This window comes from Yersinia nurmii, from assembly GCF_001112925.1.
GTDB lineage: Bacteria > Pseudomonadota > Gammaproteobacteria > Enterobacterales > Enterobacteriaceae > Yersinia > Yersinia nurmii.
In genome coordinates this window covers 332,391-358,674 of record NZ_CPYD01000002.1, presented here as the reverse complement: position 1 = coordinate 358,674, position 26,284 = coordinate 332,391, and the positions used below count along the sequence as shown (strand labels likewise).

Sequence of the window (26,284 nt, the reverse complement as noted above, 5' to 3'; positions counted from 1 at the left end):
CTGCTGTTTGATTCTTACGTTATCAAGATGGGGCGTGATCATCGATCGCAATTCAACCGAGCTGATTGAATAATACAATTTCGCCCATAGCGTAATATGGGTAATATGCCGTTAAGACAATTATCCATATAGTCCTGATGAGTGATGATTGGATTGACGTCGATAAAGTAAATTACAGCCTCATCTTTCTCTGCCGCGTACTGCGCCTGCTGGCTAGTCACAGTGATGACTGAAGTTAATTAAGTCGTTATTAAACCCAGAAAATGCGACATAAATCACATGACACTTTTACTGATAGCCTAATTAGCCCTTAGATCGCGCATCTCCTTCCAATGAGACTCAACGCAATTTATCTATATCAGGATAAACAATGCACACAATGCGCAATATAGAAGATTCGTCAAATACGTTCAGAGGCAATAAATTAGGAATACTCCCAAAAATATCTACTTTTGTTTACACATTAAATGCCTGGTTGGTCATGATTTACTTTTCCCTTACCCAAATTGTTTTGGCACATATTCATGCATAATTTTCAGCGAGCTATATTAGCGTACAAAAGTTCATCATGACGAAGACACCGATGACAATCCGATTATTTTCTTTTAAAACAATAGGTTAAATTTATTTTTGATGTACCTGATTGCTAATCGAGGAAGGAAGAAAATATAACATTATGTTACATCAGGATTTCTTATAAGAATCTATGCAAAAACACTCGCCTTTTATAAGTCAATCCGGTAACCTCGAAAAAGTTTGCGCTCGAATATCAGTATTTTGCGCTTAATCCAATAAAAATTGTGCGGCTCTGCACATTTATTCGTTTAAGTTATTGTCTGATCGATGTGTGAACCCTAGTCTCACTTCGTTTGGCATTTTTTAGTGGCGATATCCGTCGTAAGGACAGCAAGGGAAAACAATAACAATGGTCAAGTCTCAACCTATTATGAGATACATTCTGCGGTTAATACCCGCAGTAGCTGCGGCGGTCATGTTATCCGCGTGCAGCTCGAACAACGCTTCGAATCTACACAATACGCAAACTGAGATGCGTGCAGTTAATGATAAAAACGGGCTTTTACTGCAAGCCTCTCAGGATGAATTCGAAGCAATGGTTCGCAACGTTGACATCAAGTCAAAGATTTTAGAACAGTACGCAGGTTGGAAAGGGGTTCGCTATCGCTTAGGCGGCAGCAGTAAACGCGGCATTGATTGTTCTGCTTTTGTACAACTGACTTTCCGCGAACAATTTGGCATGGATTTACCGCGCTCAACCTCAGAGCAGCAGGATATTGGTAAAAAAATCCAGCGTACAAAACTGCGCCCCGGTGATCTTGTGCTGTTCCGCGCAGGTTCGACAGGACGTCATGTAGGTATTTATCTGGGTAACGATAAGTTTGTCCACGCTTCGACCAGCGTCGGTGTGACAATTTCGAACCTGACCGATACTTACTGGAATAAGCGTTATCAAGATGGCCGTCGCGTACTGAGTAACCGAACGCAAAGCTAATTGAGACAGTTCCCTGCTGGTTCAGAAATGCCAAACGAAGTGATAAAACGCTGCCCTTGCCGCAGCGTTTTTTGTTGTTGAACCTGCGACACCTTCAGACTAGCGCCCTTAGGTTGTAGGAAACGTCCTTTTTCTACTCAACGGGGTTCACAATCGCTCATTCTCTTGTAGAATCGCCAACAAGAAACAGCTAGGGCTGACTCTGTTTCCTTATTTGATTTTGATTAAACCAACCGCAGCATATTGTTCCAACATAGCTCAGGTAAAAATCACATTAATAATTAAAGTTAGACATTATTAAGTCTATTTAATACGTTTTTGTCATTAAGTCAGTTTAAAATATTACATTTTATTTATCAGTTTAATATCTGCTCTGAAGCATCGTGGCTAATACCAAACCAGTAGCGCTTCACCGCTAAGATACTTATACTAATAATTACTTTTTTTCATCGGGTCAGGGAGTCGCGTTATCATGGGTTCAAAAAATGCGTTCTTTCGCAATATTGTATCCCCGCGCCGCCTGATAAAAAAAAGTGCCATTATTTCTCTGATATTCTTTATTTGTTTCGTTACCGTTACGCTGTCTTTTCTTTATCGTAGCAGTGAGAAAAGATTATCTGCACAGAGCGAGCAAATAGTCGCTTACTCCTCGCGTTTCTTAAATGACTTGACCACCACCATGTCCCAGCTGATTCCATTAACGGAGAAATCCTGCAAGTTAGCGGAACCTGTACTGCAATATAAGGCAGCGTTTACGAACGGCGTACGGGCATTCTTACTGGTACGGGATGGTTTCACTTATTGCTCGTCGGCTACCGGCGAAATGCATGTCAGCAGTAACGCTATTTACCCAAAACTTAATTTATACCAGACTCTGGATTTCAAGCTTCAGCAGGGTACGCCAATTCTGCCAGATAAACCGGCGGTCGCCGTTTGGCTTCGTCAGCCTGGACGTGGAAATACCGGCGTATTAACAACTTTAGAGTTAAACCTGCGTCCTTATTTATTGCTCAACTTTAATGATAAGGGCGTCAACGGTATGGCGATTGTTATTGGCGACCAGGCCATGACAACCTTTAATGCCAAAGTCATTCCCATTGAACAACTGCCCAATACGGCCTCTCGCGAGATCCAGATTCCGGGTTATCCCATCAAGTTACTATTGTATAGCGTCAATTTCACGGCCAGTGACATTCGGATAATTCTACTTGGCGGATTATTATTATCTGCCTTTGTCGGAATTTCTGCCTATTACATTATGTCCAACCGCCAACGCCCAGAAGACGAGATTCTGCGCGGTATGAAGCGCGGTGAGTTCTTTATCGAATATCAACCGGTATTCGAAGCAACCAGCCGAAAAATGTCCGGGCTGGAAGCGCTGGTGCGTTGGGAGCACCCAACTGAAGGTCGTATTCCGCCAGATTTGTTTATTCCCTTTGCCGAAGCTCAGGGTTTGATACAACCACTAACCCAGCATTTGTTTGATTTAATTATTGCCGATGCGACAAGAATGGTTGGTTCCATTCCCACTGGCACCAAACTAGCGTTTAATATTTCACCACTTCATTTAGGTGAACCGACATTCCGCGAAGATGTTTTAAGTTTGTTGGCGCGGTTACCCTTAGATACCTTCGATCCTATATTTGAAATAACTGAACGTGGGATGGTAGAAGAAGAACAGGCTATCTCCCAATTCGCCTGGCTGCGTGAGCACGGCGTAAAAATTGCCGTTGATGATTTTGGTACCGGACACAGCGCGCTAATTTATCTGGAACGCTTCACGCTCGACTATATTAAGATCGACCGAGCATTTATCAATAGTATTGGATTTGAAACCATTACCGCACCCGTTTTAGACTCCGTATTGATACTGGCGAAGAATTTGAAAATTGAAACTGTGGCCGAAGGGGTTGAGACCGAGCAACAGGCACAATATCTGATTGCTCACGGCGTTCACTTCATGCAAGGTTATTTACTCAGTAAGCCGTTAACGCTGGATAAATTGCTGAAGTTTTGTAATGGAAACTAATTTCTTTAATATTTGCCTTCGTACCCGGACAACTGGTAGTTTTACTTGAAATAGTTGCTATGTAGGTTTGTCGCAGGGGTTCACCGTTATCATGCTATTACGGGCATTCACCGCACTAATATTTGCTACTTTCAGTCTAGGATTGCATGCAGAAACGCTAAACGAAGGCGTAGCATTCTCAATTTTGGGCGAGCCAAAATATTCCGCCGATTTCACTCATTTTGATTATGTTAATCCGGCGGCGCCCAAAGGTGGTAATGTTACTCTATCCGCCATTGGCACCTTTGATAACTTCAACCGCTTTGCCCTACGCGGCGTTCCTGCGGTTGGCTCCGAACGCCTGTATGATAGCCTATTTGCCAGCTCTGACGATGAAATCGGCAGCTATTATCCGCTGATTGCCGAATCGGCCCGCTACCCTGCGGATATGCGCTGGGTTGAAATTGATATCAACCCTCACGCTCGCTTTCACGACAATGTTCCTATTACCGCCAACGATGTGGAATTTACCTTTAATAAGTTAATGACCGAAGGCGTGCCTCAATTTCGCATCGCTTATAAAGGCGTGACGGTTAAAGCTATTTCCCGCCTGACAGTGCGTATTGAATTCCCTGAGCCGGGAAAAGATAAGTTGCTGAGTATGTTGGGGCTGCCGGTTTTACCCGCGCACGACTGGCAGAACCGTAAACTGGGAGAGCCGTTGAGCAAGCCGCCGCTAGGCAGTGGCCCTTACCGCATTGGCGATTACCGTATTGGTCAATATATTACCTATCAACGCGTGCGGGACTATTGGGCCGCCAATTTGCCCGTCAATCGCGGAATGTATAATTTTGACTCCATTCGCTACGATTATTATTTAGACGATAAAGTCGCACTGGAAGCCTTTAAATCCGGTGCCTTTGACCTGCAGGAAGAAACGTCGCCCAAAAGTTGGGCGTCGCAGTATGTTGGTGGCAATTTCGCCAAAAACTACATCATTAAGCAGGATTTAGAGGACAAATCGGCGCAAAACACCCGCTGGATGGCTTTTAATATCCAACGTCCGCTGTTCAGCGATCGGCGCGTACGTCAAGCGCTCACCCTAGCCTTTGATTTCGACTGGATGAATAAAGCTTTCTATTTCAACAGTTATCAGCGCACCAACAGTTTCTTTCAAAATACCGACTATGCGGCTACCGGTTATCCCGATAGCGCGGAATTAGCCTGGCTAGCACCGCTAAAAGGCAAGATACCTGACGAAGTTTTCAGCAAAATCTATCAACCGCCTTCCAGCGACGGTAGCGGCAACGATCGGGATAACCTGCTGAAAGCGCGCGAACTCTTGCAGCAGGCAGGCTGGGAAGTGAAAAATCAGCAGTTGGTTAACAGCAAAACGGGGCAACCTTTTGTCTTCGAAATGCTGTTGCTCAGCGGCAGTAATTTCCAATACGTGCAGCCGTTTAAACATAACCTGCAACGTTTGGGCATCACCATGAATATTCGTGAGGTGGATAGTTCACAGTACCTTAGCCGCTTGCGTAGCCGCGATTTCGATATGCTCCCGGCAGTTTATCCAGCCTTCACTTACCCAAGCACTTATCTGCGGCTATATTGGAGCTCAGAGTATATTGATTCTACGTATAACCGCCCCGGCGTCAGCGACCCGGCAATTGACTCTCTGATTCAGCAAATTATTAGCCATCAGGGGCAACCGGAAGCCCTCATCTCCCTTGGCCGCGCGCTGGATCGGGTGCTGACATGGAATAACTTTATGATTCCCATGTGGTATTCCAATCACACCCGTTTTGCTTATTGGGATAAGTTCTCTATGCCTTCGGTGCGCCCAACCTACTCTCTGGGCTTCGATAGCTGGTGGTTCGACGTAAATAAAGCGGCTCATTTGCCGGCTGAACGGCGCTAAGGGGCAACATATGGGCGCTTATTTATTACGTCGTTTATTATTGGTTATCCCAACGCTATGGGCGATCATCACTATCAATTTTTTTATTGTGCAAATCGCTCCCGGCGGGCCGGTGGATCAGGCCATTGCTAATATCGAATTTGGCCAGCACAGCGGTTTAAACACGGCTTCAGACGGGAATCTGGGCGGTGCGAAAGTCGGTGTAAGCGCCGGGCCGTTAGGGGAAGGACAATACCGCGGCTCACGGGGACTCGACCCAGAAGTCATAGCCGAAATTAAACAGCGCTTCGGTTTCGATAAACCTCTACATCAACGTTATTTCGATATGCTCTGGCGCTATGCCCGCTTTGATTTTGGCGACAGTCTGTTTCGCGGCGAAACCGTGATGGGGTTGATAAAAAGCAGCCTGCCCGTGTCCATAACCCTGGGGTTATGGAGCACTCTGATTATTTACCTGGTATCCATTCCGCTGGGAATTAAAAAAGCGGTGCGCAGCGGGTCGGCCTTCGATACTTGGAGCAGCACGCTAATTATTATCGGTTATGCCATTCCCTCCTTTCTGTTCGCTATTTTGCTGATCGTAGTATTTGCCGGCGGTAGTTATCTCGATTGGTTCCCGCTGCGCGGCCTGGTATCCAGTAATTTTGATACCCTCCCTTGGTACGGGAAGGTTACTGATTATCTGTGGCACATCACGCTGCCAGTATTGGCTACCGTGATCGGCGGCTTTGCGACCCTGACCATGTTGACCAAGAATTCCTTTCTGGATGAAATTCGGAAGCAATACGTGGTAACCGCTCGCGCCAAAGGTTTGAGCGAAGATAAAATTCTGTATCGTCACGTGTTTCGCAATGCGATGTTATTAGTTATCGCCGGTTTCCCCGCCACATTTATCAGTATGTTCTTCACCGGTTCACTGTTGATCGAAGTGATGTTTTCTCTGAATGGTCTGGGCCTGCTGGGCTACGACGCCACGCTGCAACGAGATTATCCGGTCATGTTTGGCACTCTGTATATTTTCACACTGATTGGCTTATTACTGAATATTATCAGTGACATTACTTACACGCTGGTTGACCCACGCATTGATTTCGAGGGCCGCCAATGAAACCACTCAGCACCATCAATCGTGCCCGTTGGGCGCGATTCAAACACAACCGACGCGGTTATTGGTCACTGTGGATTTTTCTCACACTGTTTATCATCAGTTTATTCGCCGAACTTATTGCCAACGATAAGCCCCTGCTGGTCAGCTATCAGGGCAAATTCTATATGCCCTTTATGGTGAACTATGATGAAACAGCCTTTGGCGGTATTCTGACTACCGCCGCCGACTATCAAGATCCTTACGTAATAGGCCGTATCGAAGACCACGGCTGGGCAATATGGGCGCCGATTCGCTTTGGTAATAACACCATAAACTTCTCCACGCAGGTTCCCTTCCCTTCCCCGCCCGACCGCCACAATTTGTTAGGCACGGACAGCAACGGCGGTGACGTATTGGCTAAGGTTATTTATGGCTTTCGTATTTCCATGCTGTTTGGCATAACCCTGACGCTATTTTCCAGCCTGATAGGCATTTGCGTCGGGGCGGTACAGGGCTATTACGGTGGAAAAATCGATCTATGGGGGCAACGCTTTATTGAAGTTTGGTCAGGTATGCCAACGTTATTTTTGGTGATTCTGCTGTCCAGCATTATTCAGCCCAATTTCTGGTGGCTGCTGGCGATTACCGTTTTATTCGGCTGGATGGCGCTGGTTGGCGTGGTGCGCGCCGAGTTTTTACGTACCCGCAACTACGATTATATTCGGGCAGCCCGCGCGATGGGCGTGCGCGATCGGGTGATTATGTCGCGCCATATGCTACCAAATGCGATGGTGGCAACGCTGACATTCCTGCCGTTTATTCTTTGTGGGTCTATTACCACGCTAACCTCACTAGATTTTCTCGGATTTGGCCTACCGATCGGCTCGCCATCATTGGGAGGACTGTTGTTGGAAGGGAAAAATAATCTGCAAGCGCCTTGGTTAGGATTAACCGCATTTATCGCCCTAGCGATGCTGCTTTCCCTATTGATTTTCATCGGCGAAGCGGTGCGTGACGCTTTCGACCCAAGTAAGGCGTATTGATATGGCGACTCCTCTGCTGGATATTCAGGATCTCAGTATTGCTTTCCGCCAGAACCAACAGGAACGTCAGGTTGTCAGCCAGCTTTCCCTACAGGTAGAAGCGGGTGAAACTCTGGCACTGGTCGGCGAATCCGGTTCGGGCAAGAGCGTCACCGCCCTGTCGGTACTTCGTTTACTCCCTTCACCGCCGGTGATTTATCCGAGCGGAGACATTCTATTTTCCGGTCAATCTCTGCTCCATGCCAATGAAAATACGTTGCGCAAAATTCGCGGTAACCAGATCGCTATGATTTTTCAGGAGCCCATGGTCTCGCTTAATCCGCTGCATACTATCGAAAAACAGCTGGCGGAAGTGTTGTCCCTCCACCGTGGAATGGGGCGGGAAAGCGCACGTGCCGAGATTATCAGTTGCCTGGATCGCGTCGGTATTCGCAATGCCAAAGGGCGGCTCGGAGATTTCCCTCATCAGCTTTCCGGGGGAGAACAGCAACGAGTGATGATCGCTATGGCGGTACTCACTCAGCCTAAACTGTTGATTGCCGATGAACCCACTACCGCCCTCGACGTGTCGGTACAGGCACAGATTTTGAGTTTGCTGAAAGAGTTAAAACAAGAAATGGGAATGAGTTTGCTGTTTATCACTCATAACCTGAATATCGTGCGCCGCCTAGCCGATAACGTGGCGGTGATGCGCGAAGGGCGCAGAGTGGAGCTGAGTGACCGCCAGACGCTGTTTAGCCACCCTAAGCACCCGTACACACGGCAATTGCTCGACGCCGAGCCTCAGGGCGATCCCATGCCGCTACCGCCGATGACCGCACCACTGCTGCGAGTCAAAAATCTTCAGGTAGGTTTTCCTATCAAAAAAGGGTTACTGCGCCGAACGGTTGGTCATCACTACGCGGTGAAAGGTATCAGCTTTGATTTACGTCCGGGGGAAAGTCTCGGTTTGGTCGGGGAGTCAGGATCGGGAAAAAGCACTACCGGGCTAGCATTGCTGCGTTTATTACCCTCCAGCGGGGAGATCTGTTTCGACGGTCAACCACTTCATCGCTTTAATAACAAACAGATGTTGCCTTTCCGCAACCGCATTCAGGTGGTATTTCAGGATCCCTACTCGGCGCTCAATCCACGTTTGGCGGTCTGGCAAATTATCGCTGAAGGGCTGGAGGTTCATCAGAAGCTCAGCGCCGCCGATCGGCAACAGCGTGTGATTGCCGCCATGGAAGAAGTGGGATTAGACCCTGCCACCCGCCACCGCTATCCCACCGAGTTTTCCGGGGGACAACGTCAGCGCATTGCCATTGCCAGGGCGCTGATATTGCAACCTCAGCTATTGATTCTCGATGAACCGACCTCATCGCTGGACAAATCGGTGCAGGCACAGATTCTGACACTGCTCAAATCGCTTCAGCAACGGTATCAATTAAGCTATCTGTTTATCAGCCACGATTTGCAGGTAGTGAAATCACTGTGCCACCAGTTGATCGTACTGAAACAGGGAGAAGTGATAGAACAAGGTGATTGCCAACGGGTGCTCACCGCACCGGCGCAGCCTTATACCCGACAGTTATTGCAACTGGCCGATTAAAAGCCACGGGAACTTTGCACATGCAAAAGTTCCTCAGAGACAGCTCTGCCGCGGAGGATTAGAAAGGATAGAAAGCCGTCATTTTCTCTGCGATGGCCACACCGACATTTTTCAAGCGGCACATAGCGGCGCTTTCATCATGGCAGTGGACAAACAGACAAGGCTCTCCTTCCCACTCGACAATAGCAGAATCAACCTGAATTTCTTGTAACGAAAGGTGCAGGCGCTGCATTACCTGCCTGGCGGCGCTACCGTCATGGCTCAGTAATTTCAACCCCATCAGGTTGTTCTTTTCATCTATCGTCGCTAACGGAATCGGTTCAACCTTGACACCGGTAAAGCCTGACAGCCAGCGGTAACTTTGCGGCAGGCGATGAACCACCGAAAGTTGAATATTATTCACGCGTCTTTCCTAGTAAAAAAATTAACAATAACTATTACAAAAGCACAACAAAGTCACATGCTAACTAAGTTATAGCCGCTAAAGCGCCATTATGCCTGATTAGAATCTCATCAAAGTGTAAATTTATAACAATACATAAACTTATCACTAACAAGGTTGTTTATTTGGCCATTTCTGACGTTTTCCCCGCTTCCTTACACTAACCAAAAAAGCGAGTTTGAGATTTAGATCTCATTTTTTCGTTATATGTATACCTTTCTGCGTGTCTTCTCAACCATTTTTCTTGCAAGTCGGTTACCTACTTTTCGTTAATATTTTACAAATAAGGAACATTCCTTCACCGAAAGCCAGGAAGAAAACAACGACATCTCATTGATAAATATATTATTAAGTGAAGATTTAATGTATACAAAATAATCGCGAAAACTTCATATTCTTCGGGATGTTATTTTCCTTATTTTGACTTATTTCAAGCCAGCCTTAACAAGTAATCAACATGATAATAAGCGTGCTTACTAATATCACCTTGCTTCTTATTGGGCTATTTCAGCCAATGATTAACTCTCGGAAACAGCGATATTCAGTGCAGAAGAACAAGAAAGGGAAGGTAGAGCGGGGAAATATCATTGAGATAAAGTGGGTCATTGCGCTGCCAGCGAAACAACCGGCAGCGCGATAAACCAAATCAGGCCGTCTTTTTGCCCGGACGACTGGCGTATAAATAGAAGAATACAGCGGCAATGATACAGAAAGCCATTGAGCTAACCATTGGCCAGGCACTGCGGGAAGGAGCTAATGATAAAATGGTTCCGACCAACGCGCCGATACCAAAACGCAAGGTACCAGCCAGAGATGAAGCCGTCCCCGCCATGTGCGGGAAATCATCCAGAATGACCGCCATGGCGTTGGATGTAATCATAGCGATACAGCCCACGTAGGCCGCCACGCACAACACCAACGCCCAGAACCCCAGTCCCAAAGCTGAAACTGCCACCAGACCGATGCCCATAACCAACTGCACCAATAGGCCAAAACGGAACATCTTAATGGCTCCAACGCGGCGCACATTCCGGCTATTGATCAACGTCATCAGGAACAGGAAGACAATATTCAGCGCAAAGTAATAACCGAAGTTTTGCGGGGACACACCGTTAAGATCGATGTATACAAAAGGCCCAGCGCTGAGGAAAGAGAACATACCGGCGAAGGAGAATCCGCTGGCCAGCATATAGCTGAGCACGCGTTTATGACGGAACAGTGAACCAAAGTTGCCAATTGTGGTGCGAAGGTGGAATTTTTGTCTCCGTTCTCGCGGTAGCGTTTCTTTAATAAAGAACGCTACCAGCACCGCACCAACCAGCGCTGCGCCGGCCATACTCCAGAAAATAGCATGCCAGCTGAACCACACCAGCAAAGCGCCACCAATAATGGGTGCCAACAGTGGCGCAATGGTCATCACCAGCACCACAAATGACATCATTCTAGAGAATTCATCTTTCGTGAACATATCTCGCATCAATGCGTTGATCACAACGCTGGCCGCAGCGGCGGATAAACCGTGCAGGAAGCGCATATTGACCAGTTGCTCCACCGATTGCGCCATGGCGCAGGCTACGCCTGCCAGAGCAAAAATTACCGTTCCCCACAGGATAACCGGCTTACGGCCAATACTGTCTGCCATCGGGCCATAGAACATTTGACCAATAGCAAACCCGAGCACATAAGCGCTCAGTGTCATTTGTACGCGACCATCCTCCACGCCAAACTCTCTGGCGATAATCGGCATGCTGGGCAAATACATATCGATGGCCAACGGCATCAGCATGGAAAGCAAACCCAGAATTAAGATCAAACCAATATGGGATGTTCGTTTTTCTTGCACGCTTTGCAACTCCTTCAATAGCCGTTCGATCCAAATGAATTATTCAGATCGAACAGGACAGTCGTACCACGATGGCGGGAAAAATGATTTGTTTTGGCAACGCCCAAGACGCAGGCCTCCCCCTAAAACCTGGGAGTTCCTCTCTTGGAATCACGCATAACCGCCTTGATAAACGATGGCGCGATTAACTCAGATGCGGAGCGCCAACGCTGGCAATTTCTTCTTCGGTTAACGGGCGGTATTCGCCAGGTGCCAGATCTTCATCCATCACAATGGCACCAATACGTTCGCGGTGTAACTCGACTACGCGATTACCTACCGCACCAAACATGCGTTTTACCTGATGGTAACGACCTTCACTGATCGTTAAACGAACTAATTGCGGCTCTATCACTTCCAGCTGCGCCGGTTTGGTCAAGGTAGCCTCGTTATGCAATTGTACGCCTGCGGCAAACTGCTCGGCGGTATCTTCGGCAACCGGATGCTCCAGCGTCACCAGATAGGTTTTCTCGCAGTGGTGCTTTGGTGAAGTAATACGATGTGACCATTGGCCATCGTCAGTCATCAAAACCAGACCTGTGGTGTCGATATCCAAACGCCCCGCCGCATGCAATTTATAGGCAACCGGCTCATCGAGGAAATACAGCACGGTTGGATGGTCGGGATCGTCAGTGGAGCATACATAGCCCTGGGGCTTATTCAGCATAAAGTAACGCGGCCCGACCTGCTGCTGCAGCAGATTGCCATCGAACATCACTTCCTGTTCTGGCGTCAGCTTCATCGCGCCGGTTTTGACGATCTCGCCGTCCACGGTCACACGTTTTGCCCGTAGCTCGCGCGCAACCAACGCACGGCTAACCCCTAATTGCTGAGATAAAAACTTGTCCAATCGCATTGAATCTACTTTGCCTGTTTGTCTGGTCGTGTTGCCAATCAACACGTTGCCTTGCCACTTTGAGGGGTAGCAACGCAGGAAATTAAATGAAGCAGTAAAAATCGTGTAGGAGGAACATCATTTGCTGCCTATGAGACACATCAGTATAACGGGGGTTGTCCTATCATCCTAGGAACAGTTACGCTCGACCGAGAGGTTCTCGCACCTATGGCACCGAATAGGCATAATAATAGAAAATAATTTCGAGTTTAACCGGATCGATTTCGCTAAAAATCTTAAGGATATGTTGCAAATGACCACCGTTCCGCTTGGGGTAGCCTAAGCTATGGCTTTTACACTCCGCCCCTATCAACAAGAAGCGGTTGACGCCACTATTGCTCACTTTCGTCGCCACCCGGAACCGGCTCTGATTGTGCTGCCCACCGGCGCGGGTAAAAGTCTGGTCATTGCCGAACTGGCTAAACTGGCTCGTGGGCGAGTATTGGTACTGGCTCACGTTAAAGAGCTGGTGGCACAAAACCACGCTAAATATTGTGCTTACGGTCTGGATGCCGATATTTTTGCCGCAGGTTTACAGCAACGACAAAGCGAAGGCAAAGTCGTCTTTGGCAGCGTGCAGTCCGTAGCCCGTAATCTCTCACTGTTCGATAGTGCCTTTTCCCTGTTAATCATTGATGAATGCCATCGAATCAGCGATGAAGACGACAGCCAATATCAGCAAATCATTCAGTATTTACGGAAAAATAATCCAAAGCTACGCTTGCTGGGTTTGACCGCTACGCCCTATCGTCTTGGCAAAGGCTGGATTTATCAATTCCACTATCACGGCATTACCCGTGGTGATGAAAAGAGTTTATTTCGCGATTGTATCTATGAATTGCCCCTGCGCTACATGATCAAAAACGGTTTCTTGGTACCGCCAGAACGGCTGGATATGCCGGTGGTGCAATATGATTTCAGCCGTCTGACCAGTAATAGCAATGGTCTGTTCCGCGAAGAAGACCTAGATCGGGAAATCAAACAGCAGAGCCGTATTACGCCGCATATTGTCAGCCAAATCGTCGAATATGGAGCCACTCGCAAAGGAGTGATGATTTTTGCCGCCACGGTTGAGCACGCTAAAGAGGTGTTCGGGCTGCTCCCCGCAGGGCAGGCTGCATTGATTAGCGCCGTCACTCCCGCCGCCGAACGCGACGCGTTGATTCATGCGTTTAAACAACAAGAATTGCGTTATCTGGTGAATGTCGCGGTACTGACTACCGGTTTTGACGCGCCCCACGTGGATTTGATCGCCATTCTGCGTCCGACCGAATCCGTCAGCCTGTATCAGCAAATCGTTGGACGCGGGCTGCGATTATCACCGGGTAAGGAAGACTGTTTGATTCTCGACTACGCCGGTAATCCACACGACCTGTTCACTCCCGAAGTGGGCACCAGTAAGCCTCATGGCGATAGCCAGCCAGTACAGGTCTTTTGCCCAGACTGCGGTTTTGCCAATGTATTTTGGGGGAAATGCACAGACTCCGGCGATATTATCGAACACTATGGCCGCCGCTGTCAGGGCTGGTTTGAAGGTGATGAAGGTCAGCGCGCTCAATGCGACTATCGTTTCCGGTTTAAAAGCTGTCCACACTGCGGAGCAGAAAATGACATTGCCGCCAGACGCTGTCATCAATGCCAGGAAGTGCTGGTCGATCCCGATGATATGCTGAAAGCCGCGCTAAAACTGAAAGATGCACTGGTTCTGCGCTGTGGAGGAATGGCGCTGGAATCAGGCAAAGATGCCAAAGGAGAATGGCTAAAAATCACCTATTACGATGAAGACGGCACCAGTACCAGCGAACGTTTTCGCCTCACCACATCCGCACAGCGTATGGCCTTTGAGCAAATATTCCTGCGTCCGCATCAACGCGCGCCGGGGATCCCCTTAACATGGCAAACGGCGGCGGACGTAATCGCCCAGCAGGCGCTACTGCGTCACCCCGATTTTGTCGTTGCCCGGAAACGGGGCCAATGGTGGCAAATTCGCGAAAAGGTGTTTGATTATCAGGGGCGTTTTCGCCTGGCAAACTCGCTTGGCTAGCGCCTTTCTGCCCTGAGTTATTTGCGGTTTTGTTTGCTGTCTGGTCGATATTTCGCTAGAATGCCGCCCGCTTTACTCTGGGTTCGCCCAAAGTAAGCCGACTATCGAACCTGTTGCTGGGTCGCCTGTAGCAGGGTAAATTTTCTTTTAAGAGAAAACAAAATGATCACTATCAATGCAGAAGTACGTAACGACCAGGGTAAGGGTGCGAGCCGCCGCCTGCGTGCAGCAAATAAATTCCCAGCTATCGTTTACGGTGGCGAGGAAGCAGCGGTTTCTATCGCTCTGGACCATGACACCACTAAAAACATGGAAGCAAAACCAGGTTTTTACAACGAGCCAATCTCTTTGGTTATCGATGGTAAAGAAGTTAAAGTTCAGGTTCAGGCTGTTCAGCGTCACGCTTTCAAGCCAAAACTGACTCATATCGACTTCGTTCGCGTTTAATCTGCGATATCGATATTTCGGGACGCCGAAAATGAGAAAGCATCGCTGATGCGATGGGAGATGCCAGTCGGTTTACTCTGACTGGCATTTTTATTACCTGCTATTTTTATTTCCTTCCACTTATGGCTATTAATTATTCAGTCGGAAATCCATATAAATCCGATTAAAATAGCACATCACTCAAGAAAGAAAATACGAAAAAAACCCGTCAGATTAGCCTACAGGGAATATTCATCTCACTTCCACTTTATTATTTTTATATACATTAAAGCTTCTCCGCTATAAATAACAGAGAAGCCGGCATAACAAACCAAATGGCCATTAAAAAAGATAATAGCATTAAGTTTTAAGACAAACCGTTACCATCCCAATGAGGAAAGAGCACCTGTTGCTGCACCAATTGCAGAGCCAATGGCTATACCAATCGGCCCAAATGGCGCGCCAGCTATAGCGCCAGCCGAAGTCGCCGTAGTGACAGCAATCGTCATATCCATTGCCTGAGTAGGGGCCTCTGCGCCTGAAATAAGATTTAACTCAGTAGTTTCAATCGTCTTCATATTTGAACCCTCTATAATTAAATTAAGTTAAAATCAACATCACCATGGTGAGTAATAAACCTATCTCTGAGGGAGATAAAAATCAAATTAGAATAAACAACCAATAGCGGCCTAAATTTCCCGAACGCGCTTAATGAAGTTGTTGATTAATGAAATTTAATGACAAGTAATAACAAAAAATTTAGCTCACTTAAATTTAACTATAAAAAACAAACAATAAAACCCACCTCATAGATATGTAATAAAAAAATAACGCCACCGAGTTTAGAAACTAATTTTAAAGGTTTCCAGACTCGGTGGCGTTACGTCAATACCACTTGAGGAGTGAACGACTATCTTAGGATTTGTCGCCGCCGCTTAAACGCCGCTGTAACTGATCGCGTAAATTCGGTGGAGTGCCTTTAATGGTTAACGTATCGGTGGCGGGATCCCAGAAAATACGTTCGCCCAGCAATAAAGCATCAAAGTTAATGCTTAAACCACCGCCGCTGCCGGAAAACTTAGTCAGCTGACGCAAAGTGCTACGATCGGCAGGGAATGTCTCTTCCAGCGCATACCCCTGCTCGGTGGAGAACTCTTTAAAGTCCTTCTCACCCAATTTAGGTAACTCTTGGGCCAGTTCCTGCAATGCAATCTCTTCACCGGCCTGCAACTGTTCGTTGCAATAACTATAAGCCTGTTGACGATATGCCTGACGCTCATTTTTATCCAACTGCGCATCGGCGCAATAGTCATCAAGGGCTTGCAGTAAACCGCGGTTTTGCGCCTTAGTATCCAGACCTTCGGCGGCGGACAAGAAATCCATAAAGAAGTCAGAAACCTTACGACCAACGCGCCCTTTCAGGAAGGTCAGATAACGGCTGGACTCCGGATTGGTTTCCCATTCGGTCAGATCAATGCGAGCCACAATATCTGCGCGATTGATATCCAGATAATGAGTTGTGCTCAAATCTAGCTGCTCATCAACCCGCATACTATTGCAACTGCTTAGCACTGAGATCAATAAATACTCAACCGCCAGATAGCGATACTGACAAAACAACACCACGCCGCCTTCGGCAAAAGGATATTTCGCCAGTTCATCCCGCAGACGCACGGTAGCCGCGCGGCTAAAGGCGAGAAAATCTTCGTCTCCTTTACGGCAGCGTTTTAAGGCATCGGCCAACTCACTTTGCTCATTAAACAAACCATAAGCCTTGCTTTTGGCGCTATAAACACGATGCAGTTCCGTCATCATTTCTTCCACTACCGCATTAGTCGGCAGTAAAGAGTCCCGCAACATCACATCCAGGGTCTGTTCGTCACGTTTGATCAATTGATGTAAAGCGATTTGGTCGATATCAAGGCTCATGATAAATACTCCTTTTAGCTAGGGGCGTATTCAAACACCGATGCTCTGACGCCGCAACTCAAAAGCGGCGTGAACTCCGAATCCTCTGCAATTGATTCTTAATGCTATAAAATAGCGGAAAAGCGCGGCTCTATACGGTAAGATGTGGGACTTTGTCAGGCGTTGAGCACACTTTTTATGCCACAATCATCTCGTTACAGTGACGAACACGTTGAACAGTTGCTTTCTGAACTGGTTCAAGTACTGGAAAAACACCGCACCCCAACCGATCTTTCCTTGATGGTTTTGGGGAATATGGTTACAAATCTGCTCAATACCAGCATTGCCCCAGCGCAACGCAAGGTATTGGCGCGATCTTTCGCCGAGGCTCTCCAGGCTTCGGTTCGTGAAGATAAAGCTCATTAATGACTTAATTAAGACTGCTATCTCTATATGGTGACAAATCGTCAGCGCTATCGTGAAAAAGTGTCCCAAATGATCAGTTGGGGGCACTGGTTCGCCTTATTCAATATTCTGTTCAGCCTAGTGCTGGGCAGCCGCTATCTATTTGTTTCCGATTGGCCAACCTCTTTGGTTGGCCGCACCTATGCTCTGGTCAGTTGGTTAGGGCATTTCAGTTTTATCGTATTCGCTGCTTATCTATTGGTGATTTTCCCACTCACTTTTGTCGTGATGTCGCAGCGTTTACTCCGGTTCCTTTCCGCCGCATTTGCCACCACAGGCCTGACCTTATTACTGGTGGACAGTGAGGTTTTTACCCGTTTTCACTTGCACCTCAATCCTGTGGTGTGGGAGCTGGTGGTTAATCCCGACCAAAGCGAGTTGGCCAGAGACTGGCAGTTAATCTTTGTTTCTGTTCCTATTATCTTTTTGGTTGAGATGCTTTTTGGCACTTGGTGCTGGCAAAAGCTGCGTAGCCTGAACCGGCAAAAGTTTGTTAAGCCGCTGGTTGCCGTGTTTATTTCTGCATTTTTCGCCTCCCACCTGATTTATATCTGGGCGGATGCCAATTTCTATCGGCCAATCACGATGCAGCGTGCCAATCTGCCGCTTTCCTACCCTATGACGGCACGTAAGTTTCTGGAGAAACACGGCCTACTGGATCAACAGGAATATCAACGCCGCATTATCGAGCAAGGAAATCCCGAAGCCGTTACCGTGGAATATCCGCTCAATACCATTACCTTTAGCGATAAAGGCAGCGGCTATAACCTGCTGATGATCGTAGTGGACGGTATTCGCCCAGATAGTTTGAAGCAGGACATGCCAGCGCTGAATGATTTTGCTCAGTATAATATTCAGTTCAACCGTCATTACAGCGCGGGAAACCGGAAAGAAACCGGCCTGTTTGGCCTGTTTTACGGGATCTCCCCGACGTATCTGGACGGCATTTTAGCCGCTCGTGAACCTTCGGCCTTTATTAATGCCTTGGGTAATCAAGGCTACCAGTTCGGTCTATTCTCCTCTGACGGCTTCCAGTCGGCGCTCTATCGCCAGGCTCTTTTGTCCGATTTCTCGTTACCTGAGCCAAAACGTCAGAGCGACAGCGCAACAACGCTGGAATGGCAACAATGGTTGAATAATTTATCCAGTCCGGCGCCTTGGTTCTCCTACGTTAACCTGATCGGTTCACAAGAGTCGCAGGATCCGGTGGAAGGTGTCAGTCCGGTCGCACCAAATGACTTTATCAGCCGTTATCAGGACGGTGCCAAAAACGTCGATCAACACATTGCGACTATCATTGATACGTTAAAAACCAAAGGGTTGCTGGATAAAACCGTGGTGGTGATCACCGCGTCTCACGGCGTAGAATTTAATGATAGTGGCAACGGTGATTGGGGCGCGGGCAGCAAATTTAACCGTCACCAATTACAGGTTCCGCTGATTATTCACTGGCCGGGTACTCCGGCACAAAAAGTGAATAAATTGACCAGCCATGAAGATGTGATGACTACACTGATGCAGCGTTTGCTGCATGTACGCACTTCGCCAGAAGATTACTCGCAGGGTGAGGATTTATTTGCCGCTCAGCGTAATCATAATTGGCTTGCTACCGGTGAAAACGGCGTGCTGGTCATTACCACGCCAACCCAAACTATTGTGCTCGACAACAGCGGAAATTATCGAACTTTTGACCTGCAAGGCCATGAAATAAAAGATGAAAAACCGCAGCTGGCGCTGTTATTGCAGGTGTTAACCGACGTAAAACGCTTTATTGCCAACTAGGTCACACTAGCCTAACTGATTAATTATTAAGCGTTCGTTGCGCCCGACTCTTGCATTAACGAAGAGAAAATGTAGTATAAATCTACCGCGTCGGCATGTAGCGCAGCCTGGTAGCGCACCGTCATGGGGTGTCGGGGGTCGGAGGTTCAAATCCTCTCATGCCGACCAAAGAATCCCTTTAAAACCAACCTATTGTGGTTGGTTTTTTTACGCCTTTCACAAATAACGCGGTATCAATACTGCTGGAAAATAGCGTTACTCGCTCGCTATCCCTGTAATCCCTCGCAATGAACAAAGTCAATTAGCCTTAATCAAACATTATGAATTATGCCACTCCCCTCCCCCAGTTAATGATGGCTTAATCATTGCCTGTTCAACTAGCAAAAGAGCAGCTTGATAAGACTTAAACATGGGAGTGACCGAATCCCATAACACGAAAAACTCGACCTGCCCCTCATCCCCACTATCGATCTTTAAGCAGTCTGAAGTCGATAAAGTTGCCAAGGCTTAAAGGTGGTCGGTGATAAAATAGCTTCTGGATGCGATCCGCAGGATATAACCGGTAATCGCTAAAATGATAACAGCACTGAGCGCCCGGTTAGATTCGCATTGTCGCCAGAATTTATCCGCCAACCAAAGCAACTCGCAGCCAGCCACCGATGTTAATTTCAGATGGCGAGTAGAATAACGCCCCCAACTTCAGGTCAGCCTCAACCAAAAATCCAGTACCACACGTCTAACCACCCCGTCAGTCGTTAGCCCGATTATCCATGATTACCGGCAGGTCTGGAATCCGCACGATGTACGATAAAAATAACAGGCCACCAGAATGGCAGAGCATTGCCGCGCAATGTTCAGTTCCACGTAACTATGTCTATATTCTGTTTTTCTATTTTTTCTGCGTATAACACGGGCAATAGGCGGGTAATGAATAACCGCTGCCGAGAAGGTAAAACAAATCAATCTAACAAGTTCGCTGCCATTTTCGCTCTTAGCGCTTCCGCGCAATCAGAACCGATCGTTAACACGCTGAAAATCAACCAATATTCTCCATGTCGGTTCTAATATACTTTTTAATCCAAGAGAAATAAGTTCTCATTTACCCGCATTAACTAGCAAAACCTTAAGAATGTACTTCGATATATAGAGTTTTTGAGTTAATACCCGCCAAACATTCGCTTACAGCGCCTCTAAGCCCACATAAGATACTCTCTAGGCTTTTCCGCTTAGCGGTTAACCACACGCAGTCAAGGCCAATACAATGCGCTACATCTCATTTTAGAGAGATAGAGATAAAACTACCATTCCATGTATAGGCAGTTATTTAAACCAGTTTTAAATCTGACAGTGGTTTTTTGAACTTTAATATATAAGTAGAGAAAGACAGCCGTTTCTCCACAACTCGCGTTTATGGCACTGGAAAAATCTCTATGGCTCCTAAATCATCCTGTTGTGAATAACGGCTCTAGGTTGCTACTAAACATAACCCGATTCGCCGTTACTTATCATGCCAGTCAAAAAAACTATCAATATAGATATAGCCGAATTTAGTGCTATAAAATTTGCCAGTCCCTAACATAAATGATTAAACATTAGATAAACATGACAAGATAAAGTCAAAGGATTAAATTAATTCATTGATAAATAAGCACTTTTTATCGTCGATAGCGTTACGACGAATCTGGTAGAACATTAGCATTGTAATACTCAGATTTTGTCAAAACTCGCCTACGCGCCTTTCAGGCTCCACAGGACTTAGCCAAATAACCTTTTTGACGATTGGTTTGCTGATTTTGTCGCAGCCTCTCGACAAGCGTTAAACCCAGCGTAGAGCAATTTTTAAGCTAACACTCCCTTATCTGAGGGTTTACTCCCGTATTAGGACAGAATCTCTCGCCGACTGCCTCACCTCTGTCAGGAGCAACTCAACAGAGCAAAAATGTACAGAAATACGCATTTTAACGAAAGCCTATTTGTATGACAAAAAGAACATACTACTGCGAGCGATACGGCATCCTTAACCTTAGATTTCAGTCAAATGATGCACTCAGCATCTGATTCAAGCGCTGACTAACGACTTCGATCCAATGATGAGTCACTGACAGATTGAAATGACCGAAACCGGTTTCTTTAAGACGGCAAGCCATTGAGGTAATTTTGCGTAGTGCATATTTACCCAATCAAATTTTCTGGGCAATCATGCTGATTATGCAGCAATATTTTGGCCGATTATTCTGATAGAGCTGGATTGTCCTCCCTGCAACCTTTGAATTAACATCTATTATTGTAAGTAATTGAATTAATTAAATATGGCGATTATTTTATATATACACCTAAGATTAATCTTATAAATGGCGTGCAAAAACCATACTTTTTTTGTGTAAATAATCGGTTGCAATGAAAACGACTCTCATTGAGACAATCATCCTGTAAACTCAAAATCGCATAACTCTGTTTACTAATGACATTGGATTAACTCATCCGCCCATACTCATTTTCTTGCTTGTTAAGTTCGGTATTTTGAAGAATATTCAAAATATATGACTAACAATCCATTTCTATCTATTAAATAAACAAGATGATTTATTTAATAGTTTTAGGTAGGAAAGCGTGCTATGTGAAATAGAATTGAGATCACATCTTATTCTCGATCTTCTCTGTTTTTTAAATCGTTAAGATACGAAATTAATTAATCACAACGGAGATTTCTCCGCGGGCAATTATTCTTTTAAGTTCATTAAATCCACTAAAATCCATTTAGACTTTTTTTGCATGGTGTCTAAATATTCGCCATAAATTCATTCGCTCGGAATGATAAATATTTAATAATAATTCGTTAATAAATAATGCTTATTTGAATTAAGTCAGAATAATCACCTCAATATTTCAAAATGTAACTGTGTGAGACCTCATTGAAACAGCGTTATTTGATAAAAACAGTTTTTTATTCTTAATTTTAATCAAAAAAGATATAAAGTTTTTACATTTTGATCTTTTGTGTAAACCTATGCTTCGTTAATATGACACCGTAAATGTGATGTGATTGTTAAAAGTGTTACATCATGAGAAAGTAGAAACTACCCTACGCGGGGTCAGATCAACGTAGTTCGGAGAATGGGTTGTCAAAAAAAATTAATAGTATTTTTATTACATATGCTATTAAGTAGACAAGACTCCTATTATTTTCCTTAGATTAAATGCTGAGAAAATGCCCCTAAATTAGGATGTAAATTAGGGTGATTTATTTAAATGGAGAGACCTTATGAACACTAAATTACGCGCAACTATTTTACTCGCTAGCGCAGCATTTGCTTCTTTCTCTTCTGCTGCAAATGCAGCAGACGGTACCATCAATTTTACCGGTACAGTTATTGCTGAAGCTTGTACCGTTAGCCCAGCGAGCGCTGGCCAGACAGTTGCTTTAGGTAATGTCAGCGCCAAAGCTTTCCCATCGATTGGTGCCACGGCCATGCCGACAAAATTCGATATCACCCTGACTTCTTGTCCAGAATCAGTGACAAAGGCCTTGGTAAAGTTTGATGGTCCTTTTGCAGAAAATAATACCAATCTGCTCGCGTTGACCACTGGAGCTGGCGTAGCTACTGGGTTGGGTATCGCAATTTACGAAGCAGACGGTACAACTCTGATTCCTATGACTGCTCCTTCCGCACAAAAAGCCGTGGCGAAAGGTGTTAATCCTGTCTTTAGCTACATTGCCAAATATATGTCAACCAATGACATCGTCACGACCGGCCCAGCGAATGCTGTAACCCAGTTCAGTATTTCCTATAACTAATAACGCTGCTTTAGTTAGGGTTAATTAAATTTAAAAAAGAAACAAAAGGATCACCCATGTTTCAAGGGCGAGGCAGGGATGCTTATTTTTACACGAAAAATATCTTTATCGGCGGAGGATCTGCTGGTCAGGTAGTTATGAGGAGTTCTGGTATGTCATGGATACGTTCTTTTATTTCTGTATGTTGCCTGCTAACGATTACCTATCAGGCACAGGCCGGGATTGTTATAGGTAGCACGCGCGTCATATACGATGGCAGTAAAAAAGAGGCCTCTTTATCCGTAACCAATCCAGAAAAGGATCGGCCTTACCTGATTCAATCCTGGATCGATAATCTGGATGCATCAAACACGACTAAGGTTCCCTTTATCGTCACTCCACCATTGTTTCGATTGGATGCCGAGCAAGAGAATACGCTGCGTATTGTTCGGGCCGGCGGCAACTTACCGCAAGATCGCGAGTCAGTATTCTGGCTCAGCGTTAAATCTATCCCGGCAACGCATAAAACCGATGAGAATCAGCTACAAATCACGGTTCAATCGCGTATCAAATTATTTTATCGTCCAACAGGGCTGCTGAGAAACCAGGCTGCCAATGCCTATAAATCCCTCCAGTTCAACCGTAAAGGCAATCAATTGGAAGTGGTTAATCCCACGCCCTATTACGTTTCGTTCTATGAACTTAACGTTGGGAAATCAGAAATAAAAGAAGCGGATATGATCGCTCCGAAAAGCAGCCGCAGCTGGCCGTTACCTTCTGGCGCATCAGGGCAGATAAGCTGGCAGGCGATTACCGATTACGGTGGCATTTCAGCTAAAGAGACCGTTTCTCTCTAATTCGCTCAGCCTAATCCTGACCGAAATGACATCTTGCCCATCCCTACCGGGTAAGGGGTATCTGTACGCTTTTTTCGGCCCCAAATGGAGGAATTTTGTTATGGAAAAACATTGCAAACCGGCGGGACTCACCCAGCATATCCTTTGGGCTCTGTTCGCTGTAGCATCTGCTGCACCGATAGCCAACGTTTCGGCGGCAGACTATTTCAACCCTTATGCGCTTGAATTGAAAGAAGGTACGCCTCAGAACGTCAGTCTCGGTCAGTTTTCCACCACCGGTTCGCAAATTCCCGGAACCTATCGGGTGGATATTTACCTGAACGATAGCAAAGTCGATGAACGCTCAGTGACCTTTGTGGATCGTAACGGCAAGCTAAAGCCGGAATTGACCACAAAAGAATTGGCTGCTATGGGAGTCAATATTGAGGCGTTTTCATCACTTAAAACGATACCACAGAATCAAGCATTCAGTAATTTAGATCAACATATCCCTGAAGCTTTCACTCGTTTTAACTTTAACCGGCAGCGATTGGATATCAGCATTCCACAAGCAGCGCTTAACAATGAAGCGCGCGATGCCATTGACCCAAAGTTATGGAATCAGGGGATTCCTGCCGCGCTGGTTAACTACAGCTTTACCGGTTCTAACACCTGGGATTCGCGCAGTGAAGGGACGAACAGTAACTATTATCTTAACTTGCGTAGCGGAGCCAATTTAGGCGCCTGGCGGTTACGGAACTACTCCACGTACTCCGATAGTAATAAGAGTGGACGTGAATGGAAGAACATTAATACCTACGTACAGCGAGATATTCAGCCGCTGAAAGGTGCACTGACCCTGGGTGACAGTTCGACGCCCGGCGAAGTGTTTGATAGCGTCCAATTCCGCGGAATCCAGTTAGCTTCCGACACCAATATGCTGCCAGATAGCCGCCGCGGTTTTGCTCCGGTAGTGCGCGGTATTGCACAGAGTAACGCTCAGGTCATCATTCGACAGAATGGCTATATCATCTACCAAACCTATGTTCCTCCCGGAAGTTTTGCCATTACCGACCTCTATCCGACCTCATCCAGCGGTGGGTTGGACGTCACTATTCGGGAAGCGGATGGTACTGAGCGTAGCTTTGTGCAGCCCTTCTCTGCAGTGCCTATTATGCAACGCGAAGGCCAGTTGAAATATGCCGTTACGGCAGGGAAATATCGCACGACTACCCCTTTTGCGGCAACGCCGAACTTTGCCCAGTCAACCCTGATTTACGGGTTGCCCGCAGATACCACTTTGTATGGGGGATTATTGACTGCAGAGAAATACACTTCCGGCGTGCTCGGGGTCGGTCATGGTTTCGGCGATATAGGCTCGATATCTCTCGATGCCACTCAGGCTAATACTTCTCATCGAAGCGGAAAAAAAAGCCAGGGGCAATCCTATCGCTTCCAGTACTCCAAAGATATTACTACTACTAATACCAATTTTACTTTGGCGGGTTATCGCTATTCCACCGAAGGTTTTTATACCTTAAGCGAAGCTAATGAATATCGAGAGAATGCCAACGGCTGGCGTCCAAATTACAACAAACGCAGCAAAATACAGCTCAATCTTAACCAGTCTATGGGCGGATACGGTCATCTTTATATCTCCGGGTATCAGCAGGATTATTGGTGGCAGTCTGGCTATGAACGCAATATCAGCACAGGTTATAACCTGAATCAGGGGGGCATTAACTACAGTCTGTCATATAGCCACACGCAGACGCCGGGCGTAGGTAATAGCGACAGTGTGTTAGCTTTCAGCGTGCAGGTTCCTCTCGATCGTTGGTTAGCAAACAGCTGGTCTACCTACAACATCAACCACAACAAATCCGGACGTACCACCCAGCAGCTTGGTTTGAGCGGCACCGCGCTGGCGGACAACAATCTGAATTACAACATTCAGCAGAACTATACCAATCAGGGCAACGGTGCCAGCGGCAACCTTAACGCTAACTATCGCGGCACCTATGGTGAAGTCGGCTCTGGTTACAGCTATGACAAAGACTCCCGACGGCTGAACTATAACCTGCGCGGAGGCGTAGTTGCGCACCCATTTGGTGTCACTTTCTCGCAATCACAAGGTGAAACACTGGCGTTGGTTAAAGCGCCGGGAGCCAGCGGAGTGAAGGTACAAAACAGCAACGGCGTCTATACCGACTGGCGAGGTTACGCGGTCGTTCCTTATGTCAGCACTTATCGTAAAAACCGAATTGCGCTGGACACCCAAACCTTGGGCGAAGACGTCGATATTGATACCAGTGTCCAAACCGTGGTGCCAACCAGAGGCGCTGTGGTGCTGGCTGATTTCAAAACCCGCGTCGGAAAACGCGCGTTAATCAAACTGAACTTCGATGGAAAAACCATTCCGTTCGGCGCCAACGCATCGCTAGAACATGATGACGGCCTATCGATCAATAGCGGAATTGTCGCCAACAATGAAGAGGTTTATCTGAGCGGTATCCCTGATAAGGGAAGTTTACTGGTGGAATGGGACAGCAACGGCACACAGGAGAAGTGTGTAGCGGACTACACCCTACCCACAACCTCTGACGATAACGGTTCATCGGTAGTGACGCTACAAGCCAGTTGTAAAGCGGTAATGACATAGATATGCAAAG

At 46.5% G+C, this 26,284-nt stretch carries 19 protein-coding genes, 1 tRNA gene and 1 pseudogene; 15 read left to right on the top strand and 6 right to left on the bottom strand.

Annotation, left to right across the window (positions count from 1 at the left end; translation table 11 throughout):
- The first annotated feature begins 925 nt into the window (after positions 1-925).
- From mepS to yejF, 6 genes are all read left to right on the top strand, one after another.
- Complete coding sequence (gene mepS, locus AD970_RS04340) at positions 926-1,510, top strand: bifunctional murein DD-endopeptidase/murein LD-carboxypeptidase (RefSeq protein ID WP_049597099.1); 585 nt, start codon at positions 926-928, stop codon at positions 1,508-1,510.
- 472 nt (positions 1,511-1,982) lie between these two features.
- Positions 1,983-3,539, top strand: a complete 1,557-nt coding sequence (locus AD970_RS04335; protein WP_049597098.1) for a cyclic di-GMP phosphodiesterase — start codon at positions 1,983-1,985, stop codon at positions 3,537-3,539.
- Positions 3,540-3,630: 91 nt separating this feature from the next.
- Complete coding sequence (locus tag AD970_RS04330) at positions 3,631-5,439, top strand: extracellular solute-binding protein (RefSeq protein WP_049597097.1); 1,809 nt, start codon at positions 3,631-3,633, stop codon at positions 5,437-5,439.
- Positions 5,440-5,449: 10 nt separating this feature from the next.
- Positions 5,450-6,547, top strand: a complete 1,098-nt coding sequence (locus tag AD970_RS04325; RefSeq protein ID WP_049597096.1) for a microcin C ABC transporter permease YejB — start codon at positions 5,450-5,452, stop codon at positions 6,545-6,547.
- Positions 6,544-7,569 carry an ABC transporter permease gene (locus AD970_RS04320; protein WP_049597095.1) on the top strand — a complete coding sequence of 342 codons (1,026 nt, stop codon included), beginning with the start codon at positions 6,544-6,546 and terminating at the stop codon, positions 7,567-7,569. The genes AD970_RS04325 and AD970_RS04320 overlap by 4 nt, the downstream gene beginning before the upstream one ends.
- A gap of 1 nt (position 7,570) precedes the next feature.
- Positions 7,571-9,160, top strand: a complete 1,590-nt coding sequence (yejF, locus tag AD970_RS04315; protein WP_049597094.1) for a microcin C ABC transporter ATP-binding protein YejF — start codon at positions 7,571-7,573, stop codon at positions 9,158-9,160.
- 58 nt (positions 9,161-9,218) lie between these two features.
- On the opposite strand, the gene AD970_RS04310 is transcribed toward yejF, so the two are convergent.
- The 3 genes from AD970_RS04310 to rsuA all read right to left on the bottom strand — a co-directional run bounded on the left by AD970_RS04310 (position 9,219) and on the right by rsuA (position 12,340).
- A complete protein-coding gene (locus tag AD970_RS04310; RefSeq protein WP_049597093.1) occupies positions 9,219-9,563 on the bottom strand; it encodes a YejG family protein in 345 nt (114 codons plus the stop codon).
- Positions 9,564-10,248: 685 nt separating this feature from the next.
- The gene (locus AD970_RS04300; protein WP_049597091.1) at positions 10,249-11,445 is read right to left on the bottom strand and encodes a Bcr/CflA family multidrug efflux MFS transporter; all 1,197 of its coding nucleotides are present in this window, start codon (positions 11,443-11,445) and stop codon (positions 10,249-10,251) included.
- Positions 11,446-11,629: 184 nt separating this feature from the next.
- Positions 11,630-12,340 (bottom strand): 16S rRNA pseudouridine(516) synthase RsuA, encoded by a 711-nt coding sequence (gene rsuA, locus AD970_RS04295; RefSeq protein WP_049597090.1) that lies wholly within the window; start codon positions 12,338-12,340, stop codon positions 11,630-11,632.
- Positions 12,341-12,665: 325 nt separating this feature from the next.
- Here rsuA and AD970_RS04290 point away from each other — a divergent pair, with 325 nt between their 5' ends.
- Positions 12,666-14,423, top strand: a complete 1,758-nt coding sequence (locus AD970_RS04290; protein WP_049597089.1) for a DEAD/DEAH box helicase — start codon at positions 12,666-12,668, stop codon at positions 14,421-14,423.
- A gap of 162 nt (positions 14,424-14,585) precedes the next feature.
- Entirely contained in the window at positions 14,586-14,870 is a 285-nt protein-coding gene (rplY, locus tag AD970_RS04285; RefSeq protein ID WP_049597088.1) for a 50S ribosomal protein L25, read from the top strand.
- A gap of 359 nt (positions 14,871-15,229) precedes the next feature.
- On the opposite strand, the gene AD970_RS04280 is transcribed toward rplY, so the two are convergent.
- Together AD970_RS04280 and yejK are read right to left on the bottom strand one after the other, a co-directional pair.
- Positions 15,230-15,427 carry a hypothetical protein gene (locus tag AD970_RS04280; RefSeq protein WP_049597087.1) on the bottom strand — a complete coding sequence of 66 codons (198 nt, stop codon included), beginning with the start codon at positions 15,425-15,427 and terminating at the stop codon, positions 15,230-15,232.
- Positions 15,428-15,764: 337 nt separating this feature from the next.
- A complete protein-coding gene (gene yejK, locus AD970_RS04275) occupies positions 15,765-16,778 on the bottom strand; it encodes a nucleoid-associated protein YejK (RefSeq protein WP_049597086.1) in 1,014 nt (337 codons plus the stop codon).
- A gap of 177 nt (positions 16,779-16,955) precedes the next feature.
- Here yejK and AD970_RS04270 point away from each other — a divergent pair, with 177 nt between their 5' ends.
- The 4 genes and pseudogenes from AD970_RS04270 to AD970_RS20500 form a co-directional block, all read left to right on the top strand.
- Entirely contained in the window at positions 16,956-17,183 is a 228-nt protein-coding gene (locus AD970_RS04270; protein WP_049597085.1) for a YejL family protein, read from the top strand.
- Between the two features lie 27 nt (positions 17,184-17,210).
- Positions 17,211-19,004, top strand: a complete 1,794-nt coding sequence (gene yejM / locus AD970_RS04265; RefSeq protein WP_049597084.1) for an LPS biosynthesis-modulating metalloenzyme YejM — start codon at positions 17,211-17,213, stop codon at positions 19,002-19,004.
- Between the two features lie 91 nt (positions 19,005-19,095).
- Positions 19,096-19,172, top strand: a tRNA-Pro gene (locus AD970_RS04260).
- Positions 19,128-19,217: pseudogene (locus AD970_RS20500) on the top strand (hypothetical protein); the annotation flags it as partial. The gene AD970_RS04260 and the pseudogene AD970_RS20500, both read left to right, overlap by 45 nt.
- 1,817 nt (positions 19,218-21,034) lie before the next feature.
- On the opposite strand, the gene AD970_RS19520 reads toward AD970_RS20500, so the two are convergent.
- The gene (locus AD970_RS19520; RefSeq protein ID WP_157045445.1) at positions 21,035-21,184 is read right to left on the bottom strand and encodes a hypothetical protein; all 150 of its coding nucleotides are present in this window, start codon (positions 21,182-21,184) and stop codon (positions 21,035-21,037) included.
- A 1,082-nt stretch (positions 21,185-22,266) separates the two neighbouring features.
- On the opposite strand from AD970_RS19520, the gene AD970_RS04255 reads away from it, so the two are divergent.
- The 3 genes from AD970_RS04255 to AD970_RS04245 all read left to right on the top strand — a co-directional run bounded on the left by AD970_RS04255 (position 22,267) and on the right by AD970_RS04245 (position 26,274).
- Positions 22,267-22,800: a fimbrial protein gene (locus tag AD970_RS04255; RefSeq protein WP_049597083.1), complete on the top strand. Its 534-nt coding sequence runs from the start codon at positions 22,267-22,269 to the stop codon at positions 22,798-22,800.
- Between the two features lie 152 nt (positions 22,801-22,952).
- Positions 22,953-23,636 (top strand): fimbrial biogenesis chaperone, encoded by a 684-nt coding sequence (locus AD970_RS04250; protein ID WP_049597082.1) that lies wholly within the window; start codon positions 22,953-22,955, stop codon positions 23,634-23,636.
- A 100-nt stretch (positions 23,637-23,736) separates the two neighbouring features.
- Complete coding sequence (locus AD970_RS04245) at positions 23,737-26,274, top strand: fimbria/pilus outer membrane usher protein (RefSeq protein WP_053215258.1); 2,538 nt, start codon at positions 23,737-23,739, stop codon at positions 26,272-26,274.
- Positions 26,275-26,284 lie beyond the last annotated feature (10 nt).